The organism is uncultured Halorubrum sp., from assembly GCF_937146585.1.
GTDB lineage: Archaea > Halobacteriota > Halobacteria > Halobacteriales > Haloferacaceae > Halorubrum > Halorubrum miltondacostae.
In genome coordinates this window covers 1-25,409 of record NZ_CAKZRO010000020.1, presented here as the reverse complement: position 1 = coordinate 25,409, position 25,409 = coordinate 1, and the positions used below count along the sequence as shown (strand labels likewise).

General features: G+C 70.7%; 28 protein-coding genes and 1 pseudogene. 19 read left to right on the top strand and 10 right to left on the bottom strand.

All coding sequences use genetic code 11. The annotated features are described in order from the left end of the window. Positions 1–1,289, top strand: a 1,289-nt coding sequence (locus Q0116_RS01680; RefSeq protein ID WP_297884884.1) for a hypothetical protein, incomplete at its 5' end; no start/stop codon positions are given. Between the two features lie 159 nt (positions 1,290–1,448). Beyond that, positions 1,449–1,895 (top strand): type IV pilin, encoded by a 447-nt coding sequence (locus Q0116_RS01675; RefSeq protein ID WP_297884882.1) that lies wholly within the window; start codon positions 1,449–1,451, stop codon positions 1,893–1,895. 24 nt (positions 1,896–1,919) lie between these two features. Here the strand turns inward: Q0116_RS01675 and Q0116_RS01670 are convergent, their stop codons facing one another. Further along, positions 1,920–2,609, bottom strand: coding sequence for a methyltransferase domain-containing protein (locus Q0116_RS01670; protein ID WP_297884880.1), 690 nt, complete (start codon positions 2,607–2,609; stop codon positions 1,920–1,922). Between the two features lie 112 nt (positions 2,610–2,721). Between Q0116_RS01670 and Q0116_RS01665 the strand changes: the two genes are divergently transcribed. Next, positions 2,722–3,531: a DUF6663 family protein gene (locus Q0116_RS01665; protein ID WP_297884878.1), complete on the top strand. Its 810-nt coding sequence runs from the start codon at positions 2,722–2,724 to the stop codon at positions 3,529–3,531. A gap of 32 nt (positions 3,532–3,563) precedes the next feature. Here Q0116_RS01665 and Q0116_RS01660 read toward each other — a convergent pair whose 3' ends face one another. After that, entirely contained in the window at positions 3,564–4,538 is a 975-nt protein-coding gene (locus Q0116_RS01660) for a C-terminal binding protein (protein ID WP_297884876.1), read from the bottom strand. 167 nt (positions 4,539–4,705) lie between these two features. On the opposite strand from Q0116_RS01660, the gene Q0116_RS01655 reads away from it, so the two are divergent. Next, a complete protein-coding gene (locus tag Q0116_RS01655; protein ID WP_297884886.1) occupies positions 4,706–4,984 on the top strand; it encodes a hypothetical protein in 279 nt (92 codons plus the stop codon). Between the two features lie 64 nt (positions 4,985–5,048). Here Q0116_RS01655 and Q0116_RS01650 read toward each other — a convergent pair whose 3' ends face one another. Beyond that, positions 5,049–5,330 carry a helix-turn-helix domain-containing protein gene (locus Q0116_RS01650; protein ID WP_297884874.1) on the bottom strand — a complete coding sequence of 94 codons (282 nt, stop codon included), beginning with the start codon at positions 5,328–5,330 and terminating at the stop codon, positions 5,049–5,051. Positions 5,331–5,613: 283 nt separating this feature from the next. Between Q0116_RS01650 and Q0116_RS01645 the strand changes: the two genes are divergently transcribed. From Q0116_RS01645 to Q0116_RS01630, 4 genes are all read left to right on the top strand, one after another. Continuing rightward, the gene (locus tag Q0116_RS01645) at positions 5,614–5,922 is read left to right on the top strand and encodes a hypothetical protein (RefSeq protein WP_297884872.1); all 309 of its coding nucleotides are present in this window, start codon (positions 5,614–5,616) and stop codon (positions 5,920–5,922) included. Between the two features lies 1 nt (position 5,923). Then, positions 5,924–7,744, top strand: a complete 1,821-nt coding sequence (locus Q0116_RS01640) for a ribosome biogenesis/translation initiation ATPase RLI (RefSeq protein WP_297884870.1) — start codon at positions 5,924–5,926, stop codon at positions 7,742–7,744. Between the two features lie 51 nt (positions 7,745–7,795). After that, positions 7,796–8,539 (top strand): creatininase family protein, encoded by a 744-nt coding sequence (locus tag Q0116_RS01635; RefSeq protein WP_297884868.1) that lies wholly within the window; start codon positions 7,796–7,798, stop codon positions 8,537–8,539. Positions 8,540–8,617: 78 nt separating this feature from the next. Further along, complete coding sequence (locus tag Q0116_RS01630; RefSeq protein ID WP_297884867.1) at positions 8,618–8,884, top strand: HAH_0734 family protein; 267 nt, start codon at positions 8,618–8,620, stop codon at positions 8,882–8,884. Between the two features lie 27 nt (positions 8,885–8,911). Here Q0116_RS01630 and Q0116_RS01625 read toward each other — a convergent pair whose 3' ends face one another. The 3 genes from Q0116_RS01625 to Q0116_RS01615 form a co-directional block, all read right to left on the bottom strand. Then, a complete protein-coding gene (locus Q0116_RS01625) occupies positions 8,912–9,538 on the bottom strand; it encodes an L-threonylcarbamoyladenylate synthase (protein WP_297884865.1) in 627 nt (208 codons plus the stop codon). A 134-nt stretch (positions 9,539–9,672) separates the two neighbouring features. Next, positions 9,673–10,182: a redoxin domain-containing protein gene (locus Q0116_RS01620; protein ID WP_297884863.1), complete on the bottom strand. Its 510-nt coding sequence runs from the start codon at positions 10,180–10,182 to the stop codon at positions 9,673–9,675. Next, positions 10,183–10,443, bottom strand: a complete 261-nt coding sequence (locus Q0116_RS01615; RefSeq protein WP_297884861.1) for a glutathione S-transferase N-terminal domain-containing protein — start codon at positions 10,441–10,443, stop codon at positions 10,183–10,185. A 152-nt stretch (positions 10,444–10,595) separates the two neighbouring features. Between Q0116_RS01615 and Q0116_RS01610 the strand changes: the two genes are divergently transcribed. Beyond that, on the top strand, positions 10,596–12,020 hold the full coding sequence (locus tag Q0116_RS01610; RefSeq protein ID WP_297884859.1) for a hemolysin family protein: 1,425 nt from the start codon (positions 10,596–10,598) through the stop codon (positions 12,018–12,020). Positions 12,021–12,070: 50 nt separating this feature from the next. Here Q0116_RS01610 and Q0116_RS01605 read toward each other — a convergent pair whose 3' ends face one another. Further along, the gene (locus tag Q0116_RS01605; RefSeq protein ID WP_297884857.1) at positions 12,071–12,802 is read right to left on the bottom strand and encodes a DUF5781 family protein; all 732 of its coding nucleotides are present in this window, start codon (positions 12,800–12,802) and stop codon (positions 12,071–12,073) included. Between the two features lie 146 nt (positions 12,803–12,948). Here Q0116_RS01605 and Q0116_RS01600 point away from each other — a divergent pair, with 146 nt between their 5' ends. Further along, positions 12,949–14,010 (top strand): hypothetical protein, encoded by a 1,062-nt coding sequence (locus Q0116_RS01600; RefSeq protein WP_297884855.1) that lies wholly within the window; start codon positions 12,949–12,951, stop codon positions 14,008–14,010. A gap of 43 nt (positions 14,011–14,053) precedes the next feature. On the opposite strand, the gene Q0116_RS01595 is transcribed toward Q0116_RS01600, so the two are convergent. After that, positions 14,054–14,773: a queuosine precursor transporter gene (locus tag Q0116_RS01595; protein WP_297884853.1), complete on the bottom strand. Its 720-nt coding sequence runs from the start codon at positions 14,771–14,773 to the stop codon at positions 14,054–14,056. After that, positions 14,766–14,996: a type II toxin-antitoxin system ParD family antitoxin gene (locus Q0116_RS01590; RefSeq protein WP_297884851.1), complete on the bottom strand. Its 231-nt coding sequence runs from the start codon at positions 14,994–14,996 to the stop codon at positions 14,766–14,768. Before Q0116_RS01590 ends, Q0116_RS01595 begins: the two co-directional genes overlap by 8 nt. A 157-nt stretch (positions 14,997–15,153) precedes the next feature. On the opposite strand from Q0116_RS01590, the gene Q0116_RS01585 reads away from it, so the two are divergent. The 4 genes from Q0116_RS01585 (at position 15,154) to Q0116_RS01570 (ending at position 19,458) form a co-directional block, all read left to right on the top strand. Next, positions 15,154–15,735 carry a biotin transporter BioY gene (locus Q0116_RS01585; protein WP_297884849.1) on the top strand — a complete coding sequence of 194 codons (582 nt, stop codon included), beginning with the start codon at positions 15,154–15,156 and terminating at the stop codon, positions 15,733–15,735. Positions 15,736–15,744: 9 nt separating this feature from the next. Next, entirely contained in the window at positions 15,745–16,497 is a 753-nt protein-coding gene (locus Q0116_RS01580) for an energy-coupling factor ABC transporter ATP-binding protein (RefSeq protein WP_297884847.1), read from the top strand. After that, the gene (locus Q0116_RS01575; protein ID WP_297884845.1) at positions 16,494–17,207 is read left to right on the top strand and encodes an energy-coupling factor transporter transmembrane protein EcfT; all 714 of its coding nucleotides are present in this window, start codon (positions 16,494–16,496) and stop codon (positions 17,205–17,207) included. Before Q0116_RS01580 ends, Q0116_RS01575 begins: the two co-directional genes overlap by 4 nt. Positions 17,208–17,301: 94 nt before the next feature. Next, positions 17,302–19,458, top strand: coding sequence for a (Fe-S)-binding protein (locus Q0116_RS01570; RefSeq protein WP_297884843.1), 2,157 nt, complete (start codon positions 17,302–17,304; stop codon positions 19,456–19,458). 31 nt (positions 19,459–19,489) lie between these two features. Here Q0116_RS01570 and Q0116_RS01565 read toward each other — a convergent pair whose 3' ends face one another. Continuing rightward, a complete protein-coding gene (locus Q0116_RS01565) occupies positions 19,490–19,783 on the bottom strand; it encodes a hypothetical protein (RefSeq protein ID WP_297884841.1) in 294 nt (97 codons plus the stop codon). Between the two features lie 229 nt (positions 19,784–20,012). Here Q0116_RS01565 and Q0116_RS01560 point away from each other — a divergent pair, with 229 nt between their 5' ends. From Q0116_RS01560 to Q0116_RS01540, 5 genes and pseudogenes are all read left to right on the top strand, one after another. Beyond that, positions 20,013–21,005: a PstS family phosphate ABC transporter substrate-binding protein gene (locus tag Q0116_RS01560; RefSeq protein ID WP_297884839.1), complete on the top strand. Its 993-nt coding sequence runs from the start codon at positions 20,013–20,015 to the stop codon at positions 21,003–21,005. Positions 21,006–21,061: 56 nt separating this feature from the next. Further along, a complete protein-coding gene (gene pstC, locus Q0116_RS01555; protein ID WP_297884838.1) occupies positions 21,062–22,036 on the top strand; it encodes a phosphate ABC transporter permease subunit PstC in 975 nt (324 codons plus the stop codon). Beyond that, a complete protein-coding gene (gene pstA / locus Q0116_RS01550) occupies positions 22,036–23,802 on the top strand; it encodes a phosphate ABC transporter permease PstA (RefSeq protein ID WP_297884835.1) in 1,767 nt (588 codons plus the stop codon). Before pstC ends, pstA begins: the two co-directional genes overlap by 1 nt. 1 nt (position 23,803) lies before the next feature. After that, positions 23,804–24,637, top strand: coding sequence for a phosphate ABC transporter ATP-binding protein PstB (pstB, locus tag Q0116_RS01545; protein WP_297884833.1), 834 nt, complete (start codon positions 23,804–23,806; stop codon positions 24,635–24,637). Positions 24,638–24,786: 149 nt separating this feature from the next. Then, positions 24,787–25,409: pseudogene (locus Q0116_RS01540) on the top strand (sodium:calcium antiporter); the annotation flags it as partial.

Sequence of the window (25,409 nt, the reverse complement as noted above, 5' to 3'; positions counted from 1 at the left end):
CCGCCGACTCCGCGGTCGCCGCCGACTCCGCGTCACCCGCCGACGCCGCGCCGTCCGTCGATATCGCACCTCCCGCCGGTTCCCCCGCCGCCGAACCGCTCTCCCTCACCGATCCGGCGTCGACCGCGACGCTCGCGCCGGCCGCCCCCGGGCAGACGACGACCCAGATCGACGCCGCGAACCTCACGCTCCGGACGCTGTCGACGCCGATCGGCGCGGAGACGCGGGTCAGCACGTACCGTCGCGGCCCGGACCTCGGCTCCGCGCTCGGGTTCGCCACCGCCGACGCGGACGCTGCCTTCGAGACCGCGGCCGTCGTCGACCGGATCGAGCGCGCGGAGCCGGGCGTCGAGCGCCAACAGCAGATCCTCGCGGAGATCAACCGCGTCGAGCGCGCGGAGGTCGCGCTGTCCAGCCGGCAGACGAACGCCTTCAGCGCGCACGCCGCCGGCGAGATCACCGACCGCGAACTCGTCGACGAACTCGTGCGCGTCGCCGCGACCGCCCGCGAGTACGACGACCGGCTCGACGAGATCGACGCCCTCGCCGAGTCCACCGACGGCTTCAGTTCCCCCGGCCGGCTCGACGAGCTTCAGGTGGCGCTCCAGGTGTACGAGGGGCCGGTCCGCGACCACGCGCTCGCGACCGCCCGCGGGCAGTCCGCCGCGAACAACGTCTACGTCGCGTCGACCTCGGGGGCCGTCGTGCTCGCGACCGTCGTCGACGGCCAGTACGTCCGCGAGGTGTTCCGGACCGACCGCTGGGACCGCGGCGGCGGCGACATCTCGAACGACGCGGCGATCGAGATAACCGAGGCGTCGTACCCCGAGACGGCGGCGCTCCGCGAGCCGGACGCGTTCGGCGCGGGCGCGGTCCAGCGGATCACGATCCCGCACGAGCTGGGGACCCTGCGCACCTTCGTCAGCGGCGGCACGGAGCAGGTGTTCGTCGAACACCAGCGCATCGACCTCGCGGCGTTCCCCGACAGCGAGCCGGTCACGGCGACCGGCGACGGGTTCAACGTCACCGTCGAGCGGACGTACCCCGGCGGCCCGGTGACCGTGACCGTCCGCAGCGAGGAGACGGGCGACCCGGTCTCGGACGTGACCGTCACGAAGTCCGTCGGCGGCGGCGACAGTCGGGCGATCGGAACGACCGACGAGAACGGCGTCGTCCGGACGCTCTCCCCGGCCGACACGTACCGCATCACGGTCGTCGACGAGCCCCGCGTCCTCGTGCTCGACGGCATCGAGCCGCTCACGACGCCGCGACCGGTCGAGGACGTGTGAGCGTCGGGCGCTGACCGGCCCCGTTCAGCGGCCACCGCTCCGACGCGTCAGGTTCCGGCCCGGGGACGACCCCGCGCCGTCCGCGACGCGGCCGACCCTTTTACCCGAAGCCGCCGCAGCGCCGCCGTGTCACCACCAGTCCGTTCCGGCGATCGAGGCATGGCACCGGTCGCGGGCGTGCTCCTCCTCGCGATCACGGTCGTGCTGGCCGGCGGCGTCGCGGCCGCCGCGCTCGGCCCGTCGACCGCGACCGTGCCGCCTTCTGCGGTGCTGTCGCTGTCGGCGACCGACGACCGGATCGCGATCGATCACCGCGGCGGCGACCCGATCGACGTCGCGGCCGTGACGGTGCGCGTCAGCGTCGACGGCGAACCGCTCGCCGAGCAGCCGCCGGTCCCGTTCTTCTCCGCGGCCGGCTTCCGGCCCGGGCCGACCGGGCCGTTCAACTCCGCGAGCGACGACACGTGGCGCGTCGGCGAGACGGCGTCATTCCGCGTCGCGGACACCAACGACCCGACGCTCGAACCGGGTCGAACGGTCACGGTCGAGATCACGGCCGACGGACGACCGGTCGCGACGCTGGAGGCGTCCGTCGAAGCGGGGTGAGAAGCGTCCGCGGCGTCCGCGACGCTACTCGGCGTCGGGGACCGAGGGGTCCGCGTCGGCGACGGTCGACCGACCCTCGCCGTCCGTCTCCTCGCCGCCGGGGACGCGGGCGACGGTCGTGATCGCTCGCGGGCTCTGCGGCGTCGCCTGCTGGATGTGGTGCTCGAACTCCTCGTAGCCGGCCGCCTCGAACATCCGGTCGGCCTCGTCCGCGTCGTAGAACAGCATGATCGCGTCGGCGACCCGCTGGAGGATCGGGTTGTGCGGGTAGTCGGGCCCGACGACGAGGACCTGTCCGCCCGGCTTCGCGACGCGCCGGAGCTCGCGCAGCCCCTCGACGGGGTTGGGCCAGTACTCGATGGAGCCGGACGACCACACCACGTCGAACGCGTCGTCGCGGAACGGGAGCCGCTCGGCGTCGCCGCGGTAGAAGTTCACTCGATCGTGTCTCCCGAACTTCGCGAACGCCTTCTCCATCTGGTGGATGCTCTGATCGAGCCCGTGAACGTCGTCGGCGTGCTCCAGCAGTCCCTCGGTGCCGAACCCGGTGCCGCAGCCGACGTCGAGCACTTTCGGGTCGTCGCCGAACTCCAGCCACGAGAGCGCCTCCGCGCGCATCTCGTCGTTCCAATTGAAGGAGTTGATCTGGTCGTACACCTTCGAGAGGTACTTGTAGAAGAGCCGGGCGTTCGACTTGTCCTCGAGGATCCCCATTTACCGGTTCCTTGGGCCGGCGGCCCCATAACGACACGGATCCGCGACCGGTTCGACCGCCTCGGTGCGCCGCTTTCGACCGCCTTTTCCGCCCGCCGCCCCATCGAGGGGTATGGACCCGACGACGAGCGGCCGGTTCCGCGTCCACGACCGGCGCCAGCGGCCGGACATCGACGACGACGCGGCTCGGAGCGGCGACGACGCCGAGGAGTTCGTCCTCGTCGAGCTCGGCGACGAGCCGGTCGATCCGACCGACCCCGACGCCGCGGACCGGTACGACCCGCTCTACGCCACCGCGGAGGGGTACGAGGGCGACCTCGCGGACGCCGTCGACGCGCTCCGGCCCGGCTTCGTCGTCGACGCGACGCTGGCGTGGGCCGACGGCTCCGCGCGTTTCCGGGAGGTTGAGGTCGTCCGCGAGACCCGGTTCCGCTTCGCCGACGAGGTGGAGGGGATGTTCGAGGCGGCCGTCGAGACGTGGCGGCAGATCCGCGCGGAGGGGGAGCCGGTCGGCTCGATCACGACCCGGTCGAACGACGGGGACCCCAACGGCGCGCTGTACCTCTTCGCCGACGCGCCCGGCAGCGACACCTTCGACGAGGTCCGGACCGGGCGACTCCCGATCGAGCCGCTCGTCGCGCGGGTGAACGCCTCGCGGGACGACGACGACCCGCGGGAGGTGTTCGTGTTGCGCCCGGCGGCCCACGAGTTCGTCGCCGTCTACGTCGTCTTCGACCGCGACGGCGTCCTCGCGCAGACCGTCAGGGACACCTACGACCTCGGGGCCGGACTGGCGGCGGGGCTCGACGCGAGCTATCCCGACGGCGAAGACGGCGATTCCTCCCTCCTCGACGACTCGGGCGGACCGGACGACTCGGACGACTCGGACGACGACGACTTCGACGCCCTCGACCGCCTGTAGACCGGCGGCGCCCCGTCGCCGACCGCGCGGAGCTACAGCCAGTCGGCGTCGGGATCGACGCGGCCCGCCGGCGTCTCGCCGTTCAATACGGCGGCCACGTCGCCCGCGCCGCTCCGGTTCAGGTCGTCTTTCGCCTCCTCGCTGTACCACGCCGCGTGCGGCGTGACGACCGTGTCGTCGCGCCCGACGAGCGGGTCGTCCTCCGGCGGTTCCTCGGCGAGCACGTCGAGGCCGGCGGCCTTTATCGCGTCCGCCTCGAGCGCGTCGAGCAGCGCGTCGGCGTCGACGACCGGGCCGCGGCTCACGTTGACCACGACCGAGTCCTCGTCGAGTCGCGCCAGCGCGTCGGCGTCGACCATCCCCCGCGTCGCGTCCGTCAGGGGCGCGTAGACCCCGACGTGGTCCGACCGGTCGAACAGCGCCTCGAACGCTACCTTCTCGACGCCGCAGTCGGCCATCTCGTCGGCGTCGACGAACGGATCGTGTGCGATCAGGTCGGCGTCGAAGCCGGAGAGCTGCTCGGCCGCCCGCTTGGCGATCGGCCCGAACGAGAGCAAGCCGATCGTCGACGCGCTGACGCGCCGGATCGGCGTGCCGGCCTCCCAGTCCCACCCGCCGGCGGCGACCGCGTCGTCGTACGGCTTCAGCGACCGCAGACACCCGAGGAGCAGCGAGACGGAGTGCGTCGCCACCTCGTCGGTGCAGTACTCCGGGACCCGGGTGACGGTGACGCCGCGCGCCGCGGCCGCCGCGACGTCGATGTTGTCGACGCCGACCGCCGACCGGACCACGACGTCGAGGTCCGTGGCCTCGAGCGCCGCCTCGGTGACGGGCGTGTTGATGTCGGTGACGACCGCGTCGGCGCCCGCGGCGGCGTCGATCAGTCGCTCGGTCGACCCCAGCTCCGCGACCTCGACGTCGACGGGCTCGTCGACCGCGTCGGCGAGGACCTCGCGGTACGTCTCCGGGTCTATCATCGGGAACGCCGACAGCACGACTCTGGGCATACGCGCCGTTTCTTCGCCCCACCACTTTACGGCTGTCACTGACGGTGTCAGGCCCTCGTACGTCCGTTTCGATCGTGATCGATCGGTCTCCGCGGCCGCGTTCCGATGGCTCTTTGCGCCCGCCGGTCGTACGGCGTCCCGTGAGCGACGAGCCCTCGAAACCGCCGATGCTGGTGCTGTTGGAGTCGCTGTCGTTCTACCGCAACGTCCGCGTCGGGGCGGCGGCGGGCGCCCTGCTCGCGGTGACGCTGTACCTCGTCCGGACGCTGGAGCTCCTCGGGCCGGTGATCGACACGCGCGACTACCCGCTGTTCGGGCCGGACGTGTGGTTCCTCCTGCTGGCGTTCGTGCTCGCCGCGACCTCGGCGCTGTCGGTCGCGGTCGCGCTCACGATCGCCGTGGCGGTCCGCGGCGCAGGCGAGGGCGATCCGGAGTCGGCCGAGTGACCGACGCGCCGCTAAGGGCGGTCAAAACGGGGCGTTGCGGGACGATCAGCGTGAAGACGGAGCGTCAGTCGGCGGTGCAGGAGGCCTCGCCCTCGTCACCGGTGAACTCCTGTGCCGGCTCCGTGAGCTTGTAGAGGTTCTGCCTGGCGTCCGCGAAGTAGACGTCCTCGTCGACGACGTCGATCCCTTCGAGCCGTTCGAGCGCGTATCGGACGGTGCGGGCCGACAGCATCGACTCTTGGACGATCCCCTTCTGGGTCAACGGTCCGTTGTACTCGAGCACCTTGAAGACGAGTTTGGCGCTCGGTGGGAGGTCGTCGAGGCCCTCCGTTTGGGTTCCTTCCATCGTTACGATTCGAAACCGTACACGCTCATAAATGTTGATGGAGCATCCGGGCAAAACCGCCATTTACCGGCGATTACGGCCGGTTCCCGTCGCATATACCGGCAACTATGGCCGCGTTCACCCCGCTGGACTGACCAGTCAGTCAGCGATTTCGCTCGCGCGCGCTTCGGCCGCGACGACGCGCGCCGGACGGACCGGGGAATCCACCCGCGGCGCTCCCGTCTCGGTCGCGGCCGGCGGCGGGAACGAACGGCTTTTCACGGGCGCTCGCGGATCCGAAGGCATGAGCGACGACTCGGGCCTCTCAGACCACGCGCGCGGCGTGGTCGTCACGACCATCTGCTGCCTCGCCGGGATCGCCGCCGGCGTCGTCTCGGCCGTCTACGTCGGCACCGATCCGGCGTCCGCCGCGAGCACCACCGCGGTGTTCGTGCTCGGCGCGTTCGTCATCGCACAGTACCCGGTGTTCAAGGCGGTCGGCGTCGGGGACTTCGGCGTCAAGGACAACCTCTACATCGCGTTCCTCACGTTCACCCTCTGGTTCATCAGCTACACCGTCCTCCTGACGTCCGGCGTCGAACTGGGGGTCTGAGATGGCCGACGACAGTATCGCGGTCGTGGACCTCGATCGGTGCCAGCCCGACCGCTGTAACTACGAGTGTATGAAGGACTGCCCGCCCAACCGGACGGGCAAGGAGTGTATCACCGAGCGCGGCGAGGACGCCGAGGAGGGCGACCCGGACCAGATCCACATCTCCGAGGAGATCTGTCTGGGCGAGAGCTGCGGCATCTGCGTCAACTCGTGTCCGTTCGACGCCATCGAGATCATCAACCTCCCCTCCGAGCTCGACGACGACCCGGTCCACCGCTACGGCGACAACGCGTTCTCGCTGTACGGCCTCCCGACCCCCCAGCCGGGCAGCGTCACCGGCATCCTCGGGCCGAACGGGATCGGGAAGTCGACCGCGGTCCACGCGCTCGCCGGCGAGATGGTCCCGAACCTCGGCGACCACGCCGCCGACGGCGACTGGGAGCGCGTCCTCGACCGCTTCCGCGGTACCGGGCTCCAGAACTACCTCGAATCGCTGAAGGACGGCGACGTGACGGTCGCGCGAAAGCCGCAGTACGTCGACCAGATCCCGAACCAGTTCGACGGCAACACCCGCGAACTGCTGGAGCGCACCGACGAGCGCGGCGCGCTCGACGACCTCGTCGACCGCCTCAACATCCGTCCGGTGATGGACCAGGACATCGACTCCATCTCCGGCGGCGAGCTCCAGCGCGTCGCCATCGCGGCGTGTCTCGCCCGCGACGCGGACTTCTACTTCCTCGACGAGATCACGCCGTACCTCGACATCGGCCAGCGGATGATCGTCGCCCGGCTCATCCGCGAGCTCGCGGACGACGACGCGGCCGACCGGTCGATGCTCGTCGTCGAGCACGACCTCGCCATCCTCGACCTGCTCGCGGACACCCTCCACGTCGCGTACGGTGAGCCCGGCGCGTATGGTGTCATCACCGACCCGAAGTCGGTCCGCAAGGGGATCAACGAGTACCTGAAGGGGTACCTCGACAACGAGAACATGCGGATCCGCCCGTCGGCGATCACCTTCGAGGAGCACGCGCCGCGGGTCGCCTCGCGGAGCGAGACGCTGATCGAGTACCCCGACCTGCGGAAGTCGTACGGCGACGGCGAGTTCGAACTTCACGTCGAGGGCGGCGAGATCAACCGCTCCGAGGTGCTCGGCGTCGTCGGTCCGAACGGGATCGGGAAGTCCACGCTCGCGGAGCTGTTCACGGGCGACTTAGAGCCCGACGAGGGCGAGCTCGACTTCGCGCTCGACATCTCCTACAAGCCGCAGTACATCGACATCGACCGGCACATGCGGGTCGACGCGTTCCTCTCGTCGATCACCGACGAGTTCGGCTCCTCCTACTGGAACACCGAGATCGCCCAGCCGCTCCAGTTGGAGCGCGTCATGGAGCAGAACCTCGCCGACCTCTCGGGCGGGGAGCGCCAGCGCGTCGCCATCGCCGCGTGCCTCTCCGACGACGCCGACCTCTACCTGCTCGACGAGCCCTCGGCTCACCTCGACGTGGAACAGCGCGTGCGGGCGACGACCGCGATCCGCCGGTACGCCGAGAACCACGACGCGACGGTGATGGTGATCGACCACGACATCTACATGATCGACCTGCTGGCCGACCGCCTGATGGTGTTCGACGGCGAGCCGGCCGAACGCGGGCGGGCGGCCCCGCCCCAGGACATGCGCGACGGGATGAACGAGTTCCTCGCCGACCTCGAGATCACCTTCCGCCGCGACGAGCGCACCGGACGCCCCCGGATCAACAAGCCGGGCTCGCAGCTCGACAGCCAGCAGAAGCGCGACGGCGAGTACTACTACTCCGGCTGACGCGGTCGCCGCTACCCCGAACCTTTCCTCGCCCGGCTCCGGATCGCCGCCATGCCCGAGACGGACGCCGACCTGTTCGGCATGACGTGGGAGGACGCCGCGGCCGCGATCGACGACGCCGACTTCGCGGTCCTCCCGACCGGCAGCATCGAGCAGCACGGGCCGCACCTCCCCGTGTCGACCGACACGCTCCGCGCGGACCACCTGACCGCGGAGCTCGTCGCCGCCGCCGGCGAGTTCGACCTCGACCTGCTGCGGCTCCCGCCGCTCCCGTACGGCCAGTCGGAACACCACATGCGGTTCCCGGGGACGGTAACCCTCTCGACGGAGACGTACGTCGACGTGGTCCGCGAGATCGGCGAGTCGATCGCGGAACACGGCGTCGAGCGGCTCCTCATCCTGAACACCCACGGGGGGAACCGGGAGCCGCTGTCGATCGCCGCCGACCGGCTGGGCCGCGACACCGACCTCACGGTCCACTTCGTCCACTGGACGGACTTCGCGCGAGAGGACCTGAAGGAGGCGTACGGCGAGGGGTGGGGCCACGCCGGCGACCACGAGACGAGCTTCGTCGAGCTGTACCGCCCGGACCTCGTTCGGACGGAGAAGAAGGAGCCGCAGGAAGCCGACGAGATGCCGCGCACCCGGAGCTACGAGTACTTCGATCAGGTGACCGAGCTGGGCGGGCTCGGCGACCCGACGAACAGCGACCCGGACGCGCTCGAACCGATCGTCGAGGCCACGACGCGGGAGATCCTGGGCGCGCTCGTCGACGACATCGACGCGGGGTGGTGAGCTCAAGTGGGACTCGGGCCCCCGCTCCCAACCTGCGGTATCGAAGCGATTAAGCCCGGAACACGCGAACCCCGGCGCATGAAACACCTCATCATCCGCGGCGACCCCGACATCCGGAAGGACGCGGTGATCGAGCACGACGGCGAGGAGCTGGTCTGTTTCGGCATCAACGTCCAGGGCGGCTGGCACGGCCCGGACGAGCCGCAGCTCTGGTGTACCGTCGGCACCGAGGACGAGCGCGAGGTCTACGACAAACGCGAGTACGTCCCCCACTGGCTCGACGTCGAGACGGTCGACGCCGAGGACCTCGACGTGATCAAGGCGAAGGGCGACCTCTCCGTCTGACGCGCTGATCCCTCTTCGCGGACGCTCCTACCCGTCCACCGGCGGGTCCGCCAGCCACGCCTCGATGGCGCCGGCCATCGCGCCGCGCCGGTGGATCGTCCCCGCCGCGGGGTCGACGACCGTGCTCTCGGTCCCGGGCGTCTCGCCGCCGTCGATCACGGCGGCGACCCCCTCGCTGACCCGCTCGCCGAGACCGCCGGGACTGGTGACGCTGCCGGTCCCGGAAACGTTGGCGCTCGTCGCCGTGAGGGGACCGGTCTCGGCCATGAGCGCCCGCGCGAGGTCGTGGTCCGGCACGCGGATCCCGACGCGGTCGCGGCCGGCGGTGAGCGCGTCCGGCACGCGGTCGCCGCGCTCGACGACGACGGTCACCGGTCCCGGGAGGAACGCCCGTGCGAACGCCACCGCCCGCTCCGTCGGGCGGGTGTAGCGGAGGGCGTCGTCGACGCTCGCGACGCCGAGCGAGAGCGGGTTCGACCGATCGCGACCCTTCAGGTCGAAGACGCGCTCGACGGCGGCCGCGTCGAGGGCGTCCGCGCCGAGCCCGTACACCGTCTCGGTCGGATAGACGACGAGCTCCCCGCGGTCGACGGCGGCGGCCGCCGCGCGCAGCTCGTCGGTTCGGTCCGAGTCGTCGCTCGTGTCGGCTGTCACGGCCGTCAGTTCGACCCGGAGTTGAAAAAGGGTGACGAGTGGGTGCGCGGCGCTCGCACCGCCGCGGGCGGTCGCGGCCGCGCGAGCGAGCGACGGGCAGCGATCGCGTCGGTCGGTGACGACCGGCGAGCGCGTCAGTCGACGAGGTCGGCGACCGCGTCGTCGATCGCTTCGGCGTCGGGGAACTCCGGGTGCTCGCTCGCGACCCACGCGTGCTCGACGGTGCGGTCGGCGTCGAGCAGGAGGACCGCGGGGCGGCTCTCCGTGACCCCGGTCATGCCGTCGATGTCGTGTGCGAGGCCGTACTCCTCGATCACGCCCGCGCCCGGGTCGGAGAAGATCCGCACGCCGTCGCCGCGATCGGCGAGCAGCCGCTTGTGGGCGTACGGCGTCGAGATGGAGACGCCGAGGACGTCGACGTCGTCGCTCCACCCGTGGTCGTCGACCGTGTTGTAGAGGTACGTCCCCTGGAACGCGCCGTCCATCGGGTGGAAGAGGAGGAGCGTCGGCCCGTCGACGACGTCGGCGAGCGCGCGGTCCTCCCAGTACTCGTCGCTCACGAGCGGACGCGTGAAGTCGGGCGCGGTGTCGCCCTCGGCGACGTGATCGGTCTCCGGGAGCGAGACGACGTCGAAGTCGACCATCTAGGCACCTCCCTCGCCGTAGGTCCCGTTCAGGTACTCGACGATGTTCGCGCTCTCGGACATGGTGACGCCGGTCTCGCGGTCGACGATCGCCGGGACGCTCCGCGCGCCGGAGACGCGCTTGACGACGTTGCGCTCGGAGTGCATCGGCTCGACGTACCGCGACCGGTACGACAGGTCGAGTTCGTCCAGCGTCCGGACCACGCGCTCGCAGAACGGACACGCCTGAAGCCGGTACAGGGTGATCTGTGGCTCGCTCATGTCCCGCGATTCGCCCGCGAGACGGGTAATCGTGTCGACAGCGGCACCCCGCGGTCGGGGCCGGCCCGAGCCGTCTCGGACCGGTCGCGCCGCTCGCGTGAGGGTTGCCGAAGGGAACGCTTTAATCGCGGGCCGACGGATGACAAACGAACATGGGCTTGTCGTCTAGCGCACCGGTGATCCACGTCCTCCAGATACCGATGCCGGGCCAGGACATCGTGACCGTTCTCGGCATCGCCGCGATCGCCGTGTTGGTCGGGCTCTCGGCGTTCTTCTCCTCGTCGGAGATCGCGATGTTCTCGCTACAGCAACACCGCATCGACAGCCTCGTCGACGAGGGGGTGACGGGGGCGGAGACGATCCGCGACATGAAACAGAACCCCCACCGACTGCTGGTGACGATCCTCGTCGGCAACAACATCGTCAACGTGGCGATGACCTCGATCGCCACCGCGCTGTTCGGGATCTACCTCTCGCGGGGGCAGTCGGTGCTGGCGACGACGTTCGGGATCACGACGCTCGTGCTGATCTTCGGCGAGAGCGCGCCGAAGTCGTACGCCGTCGAGAACACCGAGTCGTGGGCGCTCCGCATCGCCCGCCCGCTGAAGGCCTCGGAGTACGCGCTCTACCCGCTCGTCGTCCTCTTCGACTACATCGTCAAGGGGGTCAACAGCGTCATCGGCGGCTCGGCCGCCATCGAGTCGACGTACGTCACCCGCGACGAGATCCAGGACATCATCGAGACGGGCGAGCGCGAGGGCGTCATCGAGGAGGAGGAGCGGGAGATGCTCGACCGCATCTTCCGGTTCAACAACACCATCGCCAAGGAGGTGATGACGCCGCGGCTCGACGTCACGGCGGTCGCGAAGGCGGAGTCCGTCGAGGAGGCGATCGAGACGTGCATCCAGGCCGACCACGAGCGCGTCCCGGTGTACGAGGGGAACCTCGACAACATCATCGGCGTGGTGACCGTGCGCGACCTGGTGCGCGAGCTGCGCTACTCCGAGGGGCAGCCCTCCCTCGAACGGGTCGTCAAGCCCACGCTCCACGTCCCCGAGTCGAAGAACGCGGACGAGCTGCTCGCGGAGATGCAGGACAACCGCCTCCAGATGGTGACCGTCATCGACGAGTTCGGCACCACCGAGGGGATCATCACCTTAGAGGACATGGTCGAGGAGATCGTCGGCGAGATCCTGGAGGGCGACGAGGAGGCACCGGTGGAGTTCGTCGACGACAACGTCGCGGTCGTCCAGGGCGAGGTGAACATCGACGAGGTCAACGAGATCCTCGGGATCGACCTCCCGGAAGGCGAGGAGTTCGAGACGCTCGCCGGCTTCGTGTTCAACCGCGCCGGGCGGCTCGTCGAGGAGGGCGAGGAGATCGAGTTCGACAGCATCCGGATCCGGATCGAGCGCGTCGACAACACGCGGATCATGTCCGCGCGGGTGACGGTCCTCGACGGGACCCCCGTGGCGGCGGACTCGACCGCGCCGGTGGAGGCCACGGACTCGACCGACGAGAGCGGGGCGGCGGAGACGGACGCGGGCGGCGACGCCGCGCAGAACGACTCGCCGTGAGTCGCCGGTAGGCGGTTTTCCGAGTTCGTCGAGACGCCGACGAATCTGTCTCAGACCGCGTACGCGCGGGCGGCCGCGACGAGCGCCTTCCGGTAGTCGCTCTCCGAGGGGTCGTGTCCGAGGTCGAGGAACCGCTCTTTGAACGCGTCGACGTCGACGGCGTCCGTGTCGCTGCCGGCCGCCCGCGCCAGGTCGTAGATGCGGTGGTCGGGGCCGGCGATGTCGTGTCGCTCCACCAGCGCGAGCGCGAACGCGGCGTTGACGGCCGTTATCTCCGGGTCGGCTCCCGCCGTCACCGGGGGCGACCCGGTCCGCGACACGTCGGGGCGGTCCGCGACCGCGGCCGCCAGCGTCGACTCGAGGAAGCCGAGCAGCTTGTCCGCGGGCGCCACGGAGAGCGTGATGTCGTCGGCGTAGATGTCTTTCATGTGGTTCGCGATCTGGTAACAGTGCGCGAGCTTTCGCCGCTCGACAGACTCGCCCGCGAGCCCGAGGTACAGCGCCTCCTCCGTGGACTGGAGGTGCGAGGGGTGGCCCTCCTCGTAGCGGGCCATGTGCGAGAGCTCGTGGATCGCCAGTTCGCGCGCCATCGCGCTCGTGGCGGCCCGTCGGGAGACGTTCAGGACGTGGTGGTCGTCGTAGTGGCCGGCCCAGGTCCGCTCGTCGGGGTCGTCGCGGACCACGACGCGGACCGGCGCGTCGACGGAGCGCTCGGTCTCGAAGAGGTCCGCCGCGCCGAGAAACGGGTCTGGGGGAACGTCCCCCTGAACGCGAAGATCCATGCGTACAGTTCACACGGGAACCGGCGGTAAGTCTCTTGCGCTCGTGGAACCCGGCCGCCGACGCCCGCCGTGCCGATGCGTCGCGGGCGTCGGCCCCCGCGGCGCCCCGGCGTACGCTTTTCACCCCGCTGTCCGAACGCCGAGATATGCGCATCTACGCGGCCTACGACGACGGGGTCCGGGTCGTCGACCCCGCGACCGGCGCGGTCGAGACGCGCCTCTCCGGCCAGCGCGTCGAGTGCCTCTCCGCGACGCCCGGCGCGGCCCGGGGCGACGTCGACGACGAAACCGACGCGAGCGGCCCGGCGCGCGTCCTCGCGGGGACGTCCGAGGCGGGACTGTTCCGCTCCGTCGACGGCGGCGAGCGGTTCACGCGCGCAGCCGCCTCGACGCTCGGCCCCGAGGGGTCCGGACCGGACGCGGTGACCGCGGTCGCGACGAGCCCGCACGACCCCGCGATCGTCTGGATCGGCACGGAGCCCTCGCGGGTGTACCGCTCCGCGGACGGCGGGGAGACCGCGAGGCGGGTCGGCGGGCTCACCGACCTCCCGTCGGCGTCCGAGTGGTCGTTCCCGCCGCGACCCGACACGCACCACGTGCGGTGGATCGAGCCCTGCCAGGCCGATCCGGAGCGGTGGCTCGTCGGCATCGAGGCGGGCGCGCTCGCCGTGACGGCCGACGGCGGCGAGACGTGGACCGACCGACCGCCGGGGTCGCGCCGCGACACGCACGCGATGGCGACCCACCCCGACGCCCCCGACCGCGTCTACGCCGCCGCTGGCGACGGCTTCGCCGAGAGCGACGACCGCGGCGACTCGTGGCGCGTCCGCGACGCCGGCCTCGACCACGGGTACGTCTGGGGGCTCGCGGTCGACCCCGGCGGCCCCGATACCGCCTTGGTCAGCGCGGCCGAGAGCGCGACTGCGGCCCACCGCCGCGGCGAGGCGTACCTGTACCGGTACCGCCGGGACGGGGAGGGAGACGGCGGATCCGCGGCTGACGCGGGCGCGTTCGAGCGCCTCGACGACCGCGGGTTCCCGACGGGTGCGGGGACGTACCGCGCGGTCCTCGCGCCGGGCCGAACCACCGGGGCGGTCTGGGCGCTCTCGAACCGCGGGCTCTTCGTCACCCGCGACGCGGGCGACTCCTTCGAGCAGGTCCCGGTCGACCTCCCCGACCGTCCGGCGCGGGCGCTCGCGGTCGCGTGAACAGCGAGCGAAGCGGAGTCGACGCCGGACGCGGTCGGCCCGGTCAGTTCCGGACCGCGCCGACGATCAGGTAGACGAGCGGCGTGTCGAGGAGGGCGATCGCGAGCTTCAGCAGGTACTGGCCCAGGCCGAGCGCGAGCAGCGCCGCCGGGTCGAACACCGGCCCGACGCCGAGCAGGAGCGGGGCGGCGTAGAAGGCGACGCCGACGAAGATGGCGGTGTCTATCGCCTGGCTCGTGGCGGTCGAGCCGATGTTGCGGAGCCACAGCATCGCCTCGCCCGTGCGGTCGCGGATGGCGTGGAAGACGAACACGTCCCAGTTCTGGCTCACGACGTACGCCAGCAGGCTGCCCGCGACGACGTTCGTCGCCGGTCCGAGCGCCGTCTGGAAGGCGGCGGACACCTCGGGGTCGACCCCGGGCGCCGCGAGCGTCGACCACACCAGCGCCAGCACGAGGAAGTTCGCGAGGAACGCGACGTTGACGACCACCTGCGTCGCCCGCCGGCCGTACAGTTCCGCGTAGCAGTCGGAGGCGAGGAACGTGAGCGCGTACGCGAGCGCGGCGCCCGGCAGCAGGATCTCCGCGCCGACCACCGGCAGCGAGACCGGGAGCGGCAGCGCGAGCACCTTCGCGGCGGTGAGCTGTGCGGTCCCGAGCGCGACCGTGAACAGCGTGACGAGCGCCACCGCCGCGACCGCCGACCGGTCCAGCGGGTCGGTCCGGAACGGGCCGGCGTCGTCGGCCGCCGTCCGGCTACTCATCGGTCTCCTCCGCCGACTCGCTCCCTCCGGACCCCGCCGCGGTCGACGGGAAATCGTCGTCGAGGCGGTCGTGTCGGGCGTCGATCTCGTCGAGCAGGTCGAGCGTCTTCCGGATCGACGCGCGGACCGCGTCGCTGCGGTTCACGAACTTTCCGTCGTCGCCGACGTGCTCGTCGAGGTCTCCGAGCAGCTCCGCCGGGATTTCGACGCTTATCTTCGGCATACTCGCGTCGTGAACGCCGAGCGGGGATGAACGTTATTATCCGAGGATTATCGGTGGGCACTCCCGGTACTCGTTCGATCAACCCGGTCGCCCCGCACCGTCTCGCACAGAACTCGTAAACCGCTACGTTGAAGTGGGTTTACGAAACCGTTCAGGCATGGCAACGAACACGGAGTCCGTCGATCTCGTCGGCGACGAGGCGGCGACGAACCTCGCCCGCGCCGCGCTGTTCGCGGCCCTGGTCGGCGCGTTCGCGTACGTATCCTTCCCGTTCCCGGTGTCGCCCGCGCCGGTCACGCTCCAGGTGCTCGGCGTGTTCCTCGCCGGGATCTTCCTCGGCCCGGTCTGGGGCGGCGCGGCGCTCGTCCTCTACCTCGCGGCCGGCGCGCTCGGCGCGCCGGTGTTCTCCGGCGGCGCCGCCGGCTTCGGGGAACTCGTGGGCTCGACCGCCGGGTACCTCTGGTCGTACCCGATCGCCGCCGCGCTCGTGGGCGCGATCGTCCACCGCGGCGCCGGTCTCCGCGACCTCGACGCCGTCTCCGCGCCGGTCCTCGTGGGCGCGATGGCCGCGGGAACGGTCGCCGTCTACGCGATGGGCGTCGTCGGCCTCTACCTGACGCTGAACCTCACCCTCGCCGAGGCGTTCGTCCAGGGGGCCGTCGTCTTCCTCCCGGCAGAGGGCGCGAAGATGGCCGCGGCGGTCGGTATCGTCCGGTCCGACGCGATCGCGGCCGCGTGAGGTGACGCCGTGATCGAGGTCGACGGCGTCACCTGCCGGTACGGCGGCTCGGACGGCGGCGACGGCGTCACCGCCGTCGACGACGTCTCGCTGTCGATCCCCGACGGGGAGTTCCTGATCGTCGCGGGCGCGAACGGGTCTGGCAAGACGACGCTGGTGCGGACGTTCAACGGCCTCGTCGAGCCCGACGCCGGCCGCGTCGCGGTCAACGGGACCCCCGTCGAGGCCGACCTCGTCGCGGCCCGGACCGCGGTCGGCATGGTGTTTCAGGACCCGCGCGACCAGTTCGTCGCGGCGACGGTCGGCGCGGACGTCGCCTTCGGCCCGGAGAACCTCGGGCTCTCACACGCCGAGATCGACCGCCGCGTCGAGACCGCGCTCGCCGCCGTCAACATGGCCGGTCGCGAGGGGGACCGGATCGCGTCGCTGTCGGGCGGCGAGCGCGAGCGCGTCGCGATCGCCGGCGCGCTGGCGATGGAGCCGGACCACCTCGTCTTGGACGAGCCGTTCACCGGGCTCGACGAGCCCGCCCGGCGCTCGGTCGTGGAGCGGCTCCGCGGGCTCCGCCGCGAGGGGACCGGCGTCGTCGTCGTCACCCACGACCTCCGGGACGTGTTCGGGGTCGCCGACCGCGTGGTCGGGCTGGCCGACGGGGGCGTCGCCGTCGACGCTCCGCCGGACGAGGCGGCCGACTCGCTGCCCGGACTCGACGTGCGCGTCCCGGACCGCGCCGCCGACGGGCCGCGCCCGGGCCGCCGATGACGCTCTCGTACGTCCCCGGCGACTCCGTCGGCCACCGGCTCGACCCGCGCTCGAAGCTCCTCGTCCAGGTCGCCTTCGCGGCGGCGGCGTACGCGTACACCACGCCGCGGGGACTCGCCGTCCTCACGGTCGCCGCCGCCGCCTGCCTCCTCGCGGCCGACGGCGGCCTCCGCGACCTGTGGACCTACCGGGTCGCGCTCCCGTTCCTGCTCGTCGCGCCCGTCGTGGCCGGCGCGACCGTCGGCGCGCCGTGGTTTCGGGTCGAGCGCGCGACCGACACGGCGCTCGCGAGCTACCGCGTCCTCCTCATCCTGGTCGTCGCGGCCGCCTACGTCCGATCGACGCCGGTCCGCGAGTCGCGCGCGGCGCTCCAGCGGACGGTCCCGGGCCGACCGGGCGTCTTCCTCGGCGCGGGCGTCGCGCTCGTCTTCCGGTTCCTCCCCCTCCTGCGGCGAGACCTGCTCACGGCGCGCGCGGCGATGCGGGCGCGGCTCGGCGACGAGCGCCCCGTCCGAGACCGGATGCGGATCGTCGCCGTCGCGGGGATCGACCGCGCGTTCTCCCGGGCCGACCGCCTCGGGACCGCGCTCGTCGCCCGCTGTTTCGCGTGGAACCCGACGCTCCCGCGGCTGGCGTTCCGCCGCGTCGACGCCCCGGCGCTGGCCTTCGCCGCGGCCCTGATCGCGGCGACCCTCGTCCGGATCGCGTGACCCCGCGCCGTCCGGCGGTCGCGTCGCGTGAACGCAGCGCGACGAACTCCTCGTTGTGGCAAGTTTTAACCCGACTCTATCCCGGTGATCGATCATGACTCCCTTACAGGCGGCCACCCGCGAGACCTTCTGGACCATCGGTCCGGTGGGGAAGGCCGCGTTCTACTGGCTCGCCGCCGTCGCGGTCCTCGTCTTCCTGTACGGCGTGTACGCGCGGTTCGCGGCGTACGCGCGCGGGAGCGCGGACCCCCGCGACCGGCTGTCGAACCTCCCCGGCCGGGTGGTCGGGGCGACGAAGACCGTCCTCACGAACGAGAACCAGTTCGACGGAGACCTCTACACCGGCGTGATGCACACGTTCGTGCTGTGGGGCTTCCTCACCCTGCTCGTCGCGACGACCATCCTCGGGATCGACATCGACGTCTACCGCCCGCTCACGGGCGAGTCGTTCTGGGTCGGCGACTTCTATCTGGCCTACCAGTTCGCCGTCGACGCGTTCGGGCTGCTGTTCGTCGTCGGCGTCGGGATGGCGGGCTACCGCCGCTACCGGACCCGCGAGGGGCGGCTGTGGAGCAAACACAGCTCCTTCGAGGACGCGGCGTTCCTCTGGACCCTCTTCCTGCTCGGGGTCGGCGGCTTCGTCGTCGAGGGCGTGAGCATGGTCGGCCAGCCGCAGCGGGCGACCGAGACGGTGAGCTTCGTCGGGATGGCGCTCGCGACCGCGTTCCGGACGGCCGGGCTCACGGCCGCGGGCGCCGAGGCGGCGTACGGCGTCCTCTGGTGGAGCCACTCGCTGCTGGCGTTCGCGTTCGTCGCGTGGATCCCGTACGCGAAGCCGTTCCACATGCTCTCCTCGTTCGCGAACGTCGTCGCCCGCGACGAGAAGGCGGGCGCGCGGCTCCCGAACGTCCCGGCCGACCTCGACCACACGAACGCGGAGTCGCTCGACGACTTCACGTGGAAGGAGCTGATGGACGGCGACGCCTGTACGAAGTGCGGGCGGTGTACCGACGCCTGTCCCGCCGACACGGTCGGCCGCAACCTCGACCCCCGGAACGTCATCCTCGATTTGAAGGCGTACCGCGAGTCGGTGAGCGACGACCCGGTGGCCGGCTCCGGCGGCGGCGCGGTGGCGACGGACGGCGGGACCGTCCCCATCGTCGCCGACGAGGGCGGCGTCATCGACGCCGAGTCGATGGAGTCGTGTATGTCCTGTATGGCGTGTATGGACGCCTGCCCGGTCGACATCGAACACCTCACCTCCTTCACGAAGATGAATCGCCAGCTCGTCGACGAGGGGGCGGTCGACTCGAACCTCCAGGACGTGTTCCAAGACGTGATGGGGAAGGGGAACACCTTCGGCGAGTCGCAGTCGACGCGGGGCGACTGGGCCGACGACCTCGACGACGTCCCGGTCCCGGACGCCCGCGAGACCGAGGTGGAGTACCTCTGGTACGTCGGCGACTACCCGAGCTTCGACGACCGGAACAAGAAGGTGGCGCGGGCGCTCGCCCGCCTCTTCGACGAGGCCGACGTCTCCTTCGGCATCCTCTTCGACGACGAGAAGACGGACGGCAACGACATCCGGCGCATCGGCGAGGAGTTCCTCTACCTCGAGCTCGCCGGCCACCACGTCGAGACGTTCGCGGACTGCGAGTTCGAGAACATCGTCTGTACCGACCCGCACTCGTACAACACGATCAAAAACGAGTACCCCGAGGTCGACTTCGCGGAGTTCGCGGACGACCCGATGATGCCGTTCGACCGCGAGGAGCCGTGGAACGCCGACGGCGCGGTCGACGTCTTCCACTGGACGCAGGTGGTCGAGGAGCTGGTGAGCGAGGGGCGGCTCGGCCTCTCCGGCGACGAGCTCGACTACACCGTCACCTACCACGACCCCTGTCACCTCGGGCGGTACAACGACGAGTACGAGGCCCCTCGCGAGCTGATCAGAGCGACCGGCGCCGACCTCCACGAGATGCCCCGCTCGCGGGACGACTCGTTCTGCTGCGGCGGCGGCGGCGGCGGCCTCTGGACCGAACACGAGGAGGAGGTCAAGCCGAGCGAGGAGCGCCTGCGCGAGGCGGTCGAGGACACGGACGCGGGCGCGGCCGTCGAGAAGTTCGTCGTCGCCTGCCCGATGTGTACGACGATGTTCGAGGACGGGCGGAAGACGGGGGACTTCGAGGACCAGATCGAGATCGTCGACGTGGCGGAGCTGCTGATCGAGGCGGTCGACGCCGGTCGCTGACGCTCGGCCGCTCCCGTTCGGGACCGGCGACCTACGCGCGTCGCGACTGCGCGCCCGCCTCGTCCGTGCGCCGCAACAGCGCCCGCCCGGGGGCGCGGTCGCGGACCGGCGCGTCGCCGAGGTAGTCGACGAGCGCGTCACGGAGCAGGGCGACGCCCTCGTCGTCGAGCGCCGCGCCCCGCTCTAGGGACTCGATCGGGCGGCGGTACGCGGGGTCCTCGTCGGTCGCGTTCCGCGCGGCGTCGAGCAGCGCCGCGTGAGCCACCCACGCCTCTTCCCGGGTGGCCGTCGGCGCCGGCGGCTCGTCTGTCGTGGGAGGGGTCATTCGTCCGGGTTCTCCCGGCACGGGGACTTAAAACCACGTCCCCGTTCGCGGTCGGAGCCGCCGCCGCGAGGCCGTTGGAACCCGTTCGCTTCCGTCTCACGGCCGTATTCCGCCGAATTACATAGCTCTATATAGAATATGTATCGACGCATAGCGCTACCGGGTCATATGCGCCCCCTTGTACCGCTCATAGCATACTACTTAACCGGAACTCGCCCAGACACGGGTGATGGCTTCTAGCCACGACGCGGACACCGCGGGGATCACACGGCGGAAATCGCTCTCGGCGCTCGCCGGCGCGGGGGCGCTGGCCCTCGCCGGCTGTACCCAGAGCGGGAACGGCGGCGACGGCGGTGACGAGCTCTCCGGCCCGATCAACATCGCCGGGTCGAGCACCGTCTTCCCGCTGATGAGCGCCGTCATGGAGGACTTCGCCGCGGAGCATCCGGGCGTCGACCCCGACATCAGCTCCACGGGTTCGGGCGGCGGCTTCTCGAACTTCTTCTGTACGGGCGACACCGACTTCAACAACGCGAGCCGCCCGATCCAGCCCGAGGAGGAGGAGCTGTGCGCGGACAACGGCGTCGAGTTCGTCGAGCTGATCGCGGCGACCGACGCGCTCACCGTCGTCGTCAACCCCGAGGCCGACTGGATCGACTCGCTCACGACCGAGGAGCTCGCCCAGATCTGGAAGTCCGACCCCGTCCAGACGTGGGACGAGGTCCGCGACGAGTTCCCGAACGAGGAGATCGAGCGGTTCGGCGCCGCCGACACCTCCGGCACGTACGACTACTTCATCGAGGCGATCCTCGAAGACGAGGGCCACACCAGCGAGTACCAGGCGACCGAGCAGGACAACACGATCGCCCAAGGCGTCTCCGGTAGCGAGTACGCGATCGGCTACTTCGGCTTCGCGTACTACTTCCAGAACCCCGACCAGCTGAAGGCGCTCGGGATCGACGACGGCGACGGGCCGGTCGAGCCGAGCCTCGAGACCGCCTCCTCCGGCGAGTACACGCCGCTCTCCCGGCCGCTGTTCACCTACCCGTCCATCTCCTCGCTGGGCGAGGAGCACATCGCGGAGTTCGCCCGCTACTTCGTCGAGCAGACGACGAACGAGGAGCTCGTCGCCAACGACGTCGGGTACGTGCCCGCGACCGAGGAGACGCAGGAAGAGCAGATGCAGAAGCTCGAAGACGCGATCGAACAGGCGCAGGGCTGAGCCGGCGCGATGAACCGGTGTATTGATTTACGACAGCGTTCGATACCCCACCGTTCGTGACTGACAGCACAGAGAGTCCGGACCTGACCCGGCGGGACGGGCTCAAACGACTGAGGGAGGGTACCTACGGCGGGCTGTTCGCGGCGTGCGCCGCGATCACGCTGCTCACGACGGCCGCGATCTTCGTCACGCTCCTGTCGGACGCGGTGGTGTTCTTCCGATCGATCTCGATTCTCGAGTTCCTCACCGGTACCAACTGGAGCCCGAACCCCGCCGGCGGCGGCCAGGCGTTCGGCATCATTCCGCTCCTGATCGGGACGCTCGTCGTGACGGCCACGGCGGCGCTCATCTCGATCCCGGTCGGAACGCTGACCGCCATCTACCTCAGCGAGTACGCCACGCCGAACGCCCGGTCGATCCTGAAACCCCTCTTGGAGATCCTCGCCGGTATCCCGACGGTCGTGTACGGGTACTTCGCGCTCGTGTACGTCACCCCGGCGCTGAAGGCGACGCTGTTCCCGGAGATGAGCACCTTCAACGCGCTGTCGGCGTCGATCATGGTCGGCATCATGACGATCCCGATGGTGTCGTCGATCTCCGAGGACGCGATGAGCGCCGTGCCGGACGAGCTCCGGCAGGCCGGCTACGGGCTCGGCGCGACCAAGTTCGAGGTGTCGACCGGGATCGTCGTTCCGGCGTCGATCTCCGGGATCGCCTCCTCGTACATCCTCGCCGTGTCCCGCGCCATCGGCGAGACGATGATCGTCGTCGTCGCGATGGGCGCGCAGGCGCGGATGCCCGAGGTCCAGCAGGCGCTCTTCGGGATCCCCTTCGTCAACCCCGCCGACGTCCTCTTGGAGTCCGGGATGACCATCACGGTCGCGATGGTCCAGATCACCGGCGGCGACCTCACCGGCGGGACGCTCCCGTACAACTCGATGTTCGCGCTCGGCCTCGCGCTGTTCGCGGTCACGCTCGTTATGAACATACTCAGTGACATCATCGCGCAACGCTACCGGGAGGAGTACTGATGGCGACCGACAACGCGAACGCGGGCGGCTTCGGCGAGGTCAGCCGGGTCCGCGGGATCGTCTTCGAGTACCTCTCGTTCGGCGCGAGCGTGTTCGGCCTCGTCGCCCTCGGCGTCCTCCTAGTGTACGTCGCGATCGACGCCTTCGACCTCGCGAACGCCAGCCCCGAGTGGCTGCTCACGTACTTCCTCACGCTCGTCGTGCCCTTCCTCGCGTTCTGCCTGTACAGCGCGAGCGACCGCGACGTCACCCGGCGCGCGCTCGGCGCGCTCGGCGGCGGCCTCGTCGCCGTCGCCGCGCTGTTCACCGCGGTCGAGGCGTTCGTCGCGCCGATCCCCCGACTCAACTGGCAGCTCGCGTACCTCTTCGTCGTCGCCGCACCGGTCTCGGCGTACCTCGCGTACGTCGGGAGCGGCGGCCGCGTCGGGGCGGTCGGCTTCGGGCTCCTCGGTCGGCTCGTCGGCGGCGTCGCCATCGGGCTCGCGGTCGGCACGCTGTTCCTCGTGTTCGACCCGCTGCTGTGGTTCCTCGCGTACACGCTCGGCGTCCTCCCGGCGGTCGGGCTGTACGCGGTCGGCCGACGCCGGTCGACGCCCCGGGCGCAGACCGCGGCGGTCCCGGTCGCCCTCGCCGGGCTGATCGCCGCGGTGGTCCTCCGCGACGTGGTCGCCACGTACCCGTCCGACCTCATCATCTACCTCTGGACGGTCGCGGTCCCGGTCGCGGCCGCCGGGGGGCTCCTCGTCGCCGGTCGCAGCGGCCGCACCGTCGCGGCCCTCGTCGCCGGCCTCCCCCTCGCCGCCGCGGCCGCCGGCGGGTTCCTCGCCGCGGGCGTCGGGCTCCCGGGCCCCACGGTCCTCCTCGTCCTCGTCCTGACCGGCGTGCCGACCGCGGTGTACGTCTCGCGCGTGGCCGACGCCGGCGAGGGGCTCGCCGGCCTCGGGCTCCCGCTCCTCCTCGGCGCGGGCGCGATCGCCGGCGCCCTGATCGTCGAGGCGTGGGGCGTCCCGGCCCCCGACCCGTGGCTCGACGGGTCGTTCCTCACCGCCGCACCCTCTCGGACGCCGGTCGAAGCCGGGCTGTATCCGGCCATCGTCGGCTCCGTCATCATCATCGCGCTGGTCGCCGTGCTGTCGTTCGCGCTCGGCGTCGGCACGTCCGTCTTCTTAGAGGAGTACACGCCGGAGAGCGGGGCGCTCGGGACGCTGACGCGGATCCTCCAGGTGAACGTCGCGAACCTCGCGGCGGTCCCGTCGGTCGTCTACGGCCTCCTCGGCTTGGGCCTGTTCGCGAACCTCCTCGGGCTCGGCATCGGGACGGCCGTGACGGCGGCGCTGACGCTCTCGCTGCTCATCCTCCCGATCACGATCATCTCCGCGCAGGAGGCGATCCGGTCGGTCCCGGACGACCTCCGGCGCGGCTCCGACGCCATGGGCGCGACGCGCTGGCAGACGACGAAGAACGTCGTGCTCCCCGAGGCGATGCCGGGGATCCTCACCGGGACGATCCTGGCCCTCGGTCGGGCCATCGGGGAGACCGCCCCGCTGATCATGATCGGTGCGGCGACGACCGTGTTCCGAGCGCCGGACAGCCTGTTCAGCCGGTTCAGCGCCATGCCGATGCAGATCTACACGTGGGCCGGCTTCCCGCAGGCGGACTTCCGGTACGGCGTCGTCGCCGCAGGCGTTATCACGCTGCTTCTCATCCTCGTCGGCATGAACGGGACGGCGATTCTGCTGCGCAATCGCGCGGAACGGGGGAGCTAACATGAGTAACACCACATCAGACGACTCGCTCATCACGACGGAGGTACAGGCGGACTCGAACGACGACCGCGCGGCGGCGGCCGCCGGCACCGCGGTGGCGGCGCGGAACCTGAACGTCTACTACGGCGACGAGCAGGCGATCGACGACGTGACGATGGAGATCCCCGAGAAGCGCGTCACCGCGCTCATCGGCCCCTCCGGCTGCGGGAAGTCGACGTTCCTCCGGTGTATCAACCGGATGAATGACATGATCGAGATCTGCCGGGTCGACGGCGACGTCGAGTTCGGCGGCAAGAACGTGTACGACGCCGACGTCGACCCCGTCGCCCTGCGCCGCAAGATCGGGATGGTGTTCCAGAAACCGAACCCGTTCCCGAAGTCGATCCGCGACAACGTCGCGTACGGGCTGAAGATCCAGGGGTTCGACGGCGACGTCGACGAGCGCGTCGAGGAGTCCCTGAAGGGCGCGGCGCTGTGGGACGAGGTGAAAGACCAGCTCGACTCCTCGGGGCTCGAACTCTCCGGCGGGCAACAGCAGCGGCTCTGTATCGCCCGCGCCATCGCGCCGGACCCGGAGGTCATCCTGATGGACGAGCCGACCTCCGCGCTGGACCCGGTCGCGGCCTCGAAGATCGAGGACCTGATCGACGACCTCGCGGAGGAGTACACCGTCATCATCGTCACGCACAACATGCAGCAGGCGGCGCGGATCTCCGACCGGACCGCCGTGTTCCTCACGGGCGGCGAACTGGTCGAGTACGACGACACCGCGAAGATCTTCGAGGACCCCGAAGAGCAGCGCGTCGAGGACTACATCACGGGCAAGTTCGGATAGCGTTCCTCGACATCCTTCCGGGGACCCGGAACGACCCCCGACGCGGCGCGGTCGCCGCGTGCGGCAGGCGCCGCACGCCGGACTGACGCATCGGATCGCCCCGGGCGCTTCCGGAATCACTAATCGGCTCCGTGCGCACTGATCGCACGGTGACGCTACTCTACGAGCTCATCGGCGACCAGTCGCTCGCCGTCTGGATCGCGCTCGGCCTGATCGGCTTCCTGTTGACTTGGAAGGGCGCGAACGTCGTCGAGTCCACGACCTCGAAGATCAGCGACCACTTCGGCGTCTCGCAGGCGATCCAGGGCGGCCTGATCGTCGCGGCCGCGACGTCGTTCCCCGAGCTCGCGATCATCGTGATCTCCGTCCTAGTACTCGGGGAGTTCGGCGTCGGCGCCGGCGCGCTCATCGGCACGGCGGTGTTCAACATCTTGGTCATCCCGGCCGCCGTCGCCATCACGAGCGGCGACACGACGACGACGCAGGGGATCGTCTACCGCGACGCCATCTTCTACACCGTCGCGGTCCTCGCCCTCTTCGGCGTGATCGCCCTCGGCGTCCTCGGAACCGACGGGCGGGAGCTCGCCCGGATCACGCCGCAGATGGGCGTCGGACTCCTGGTGCTGTACGGCGTGTACGTCGTCCTGCTCGTCGGCGGCAAGAGCGGCGCGTCGGACCGGAAGCGGGCGGAGTCGACGAACGTCCCGAAGCAGCTCGGCCTGTTCGCGGGCGGGCTGGCCGTCGTGCTCGTCGGCGTCGAGTCGATGATCGG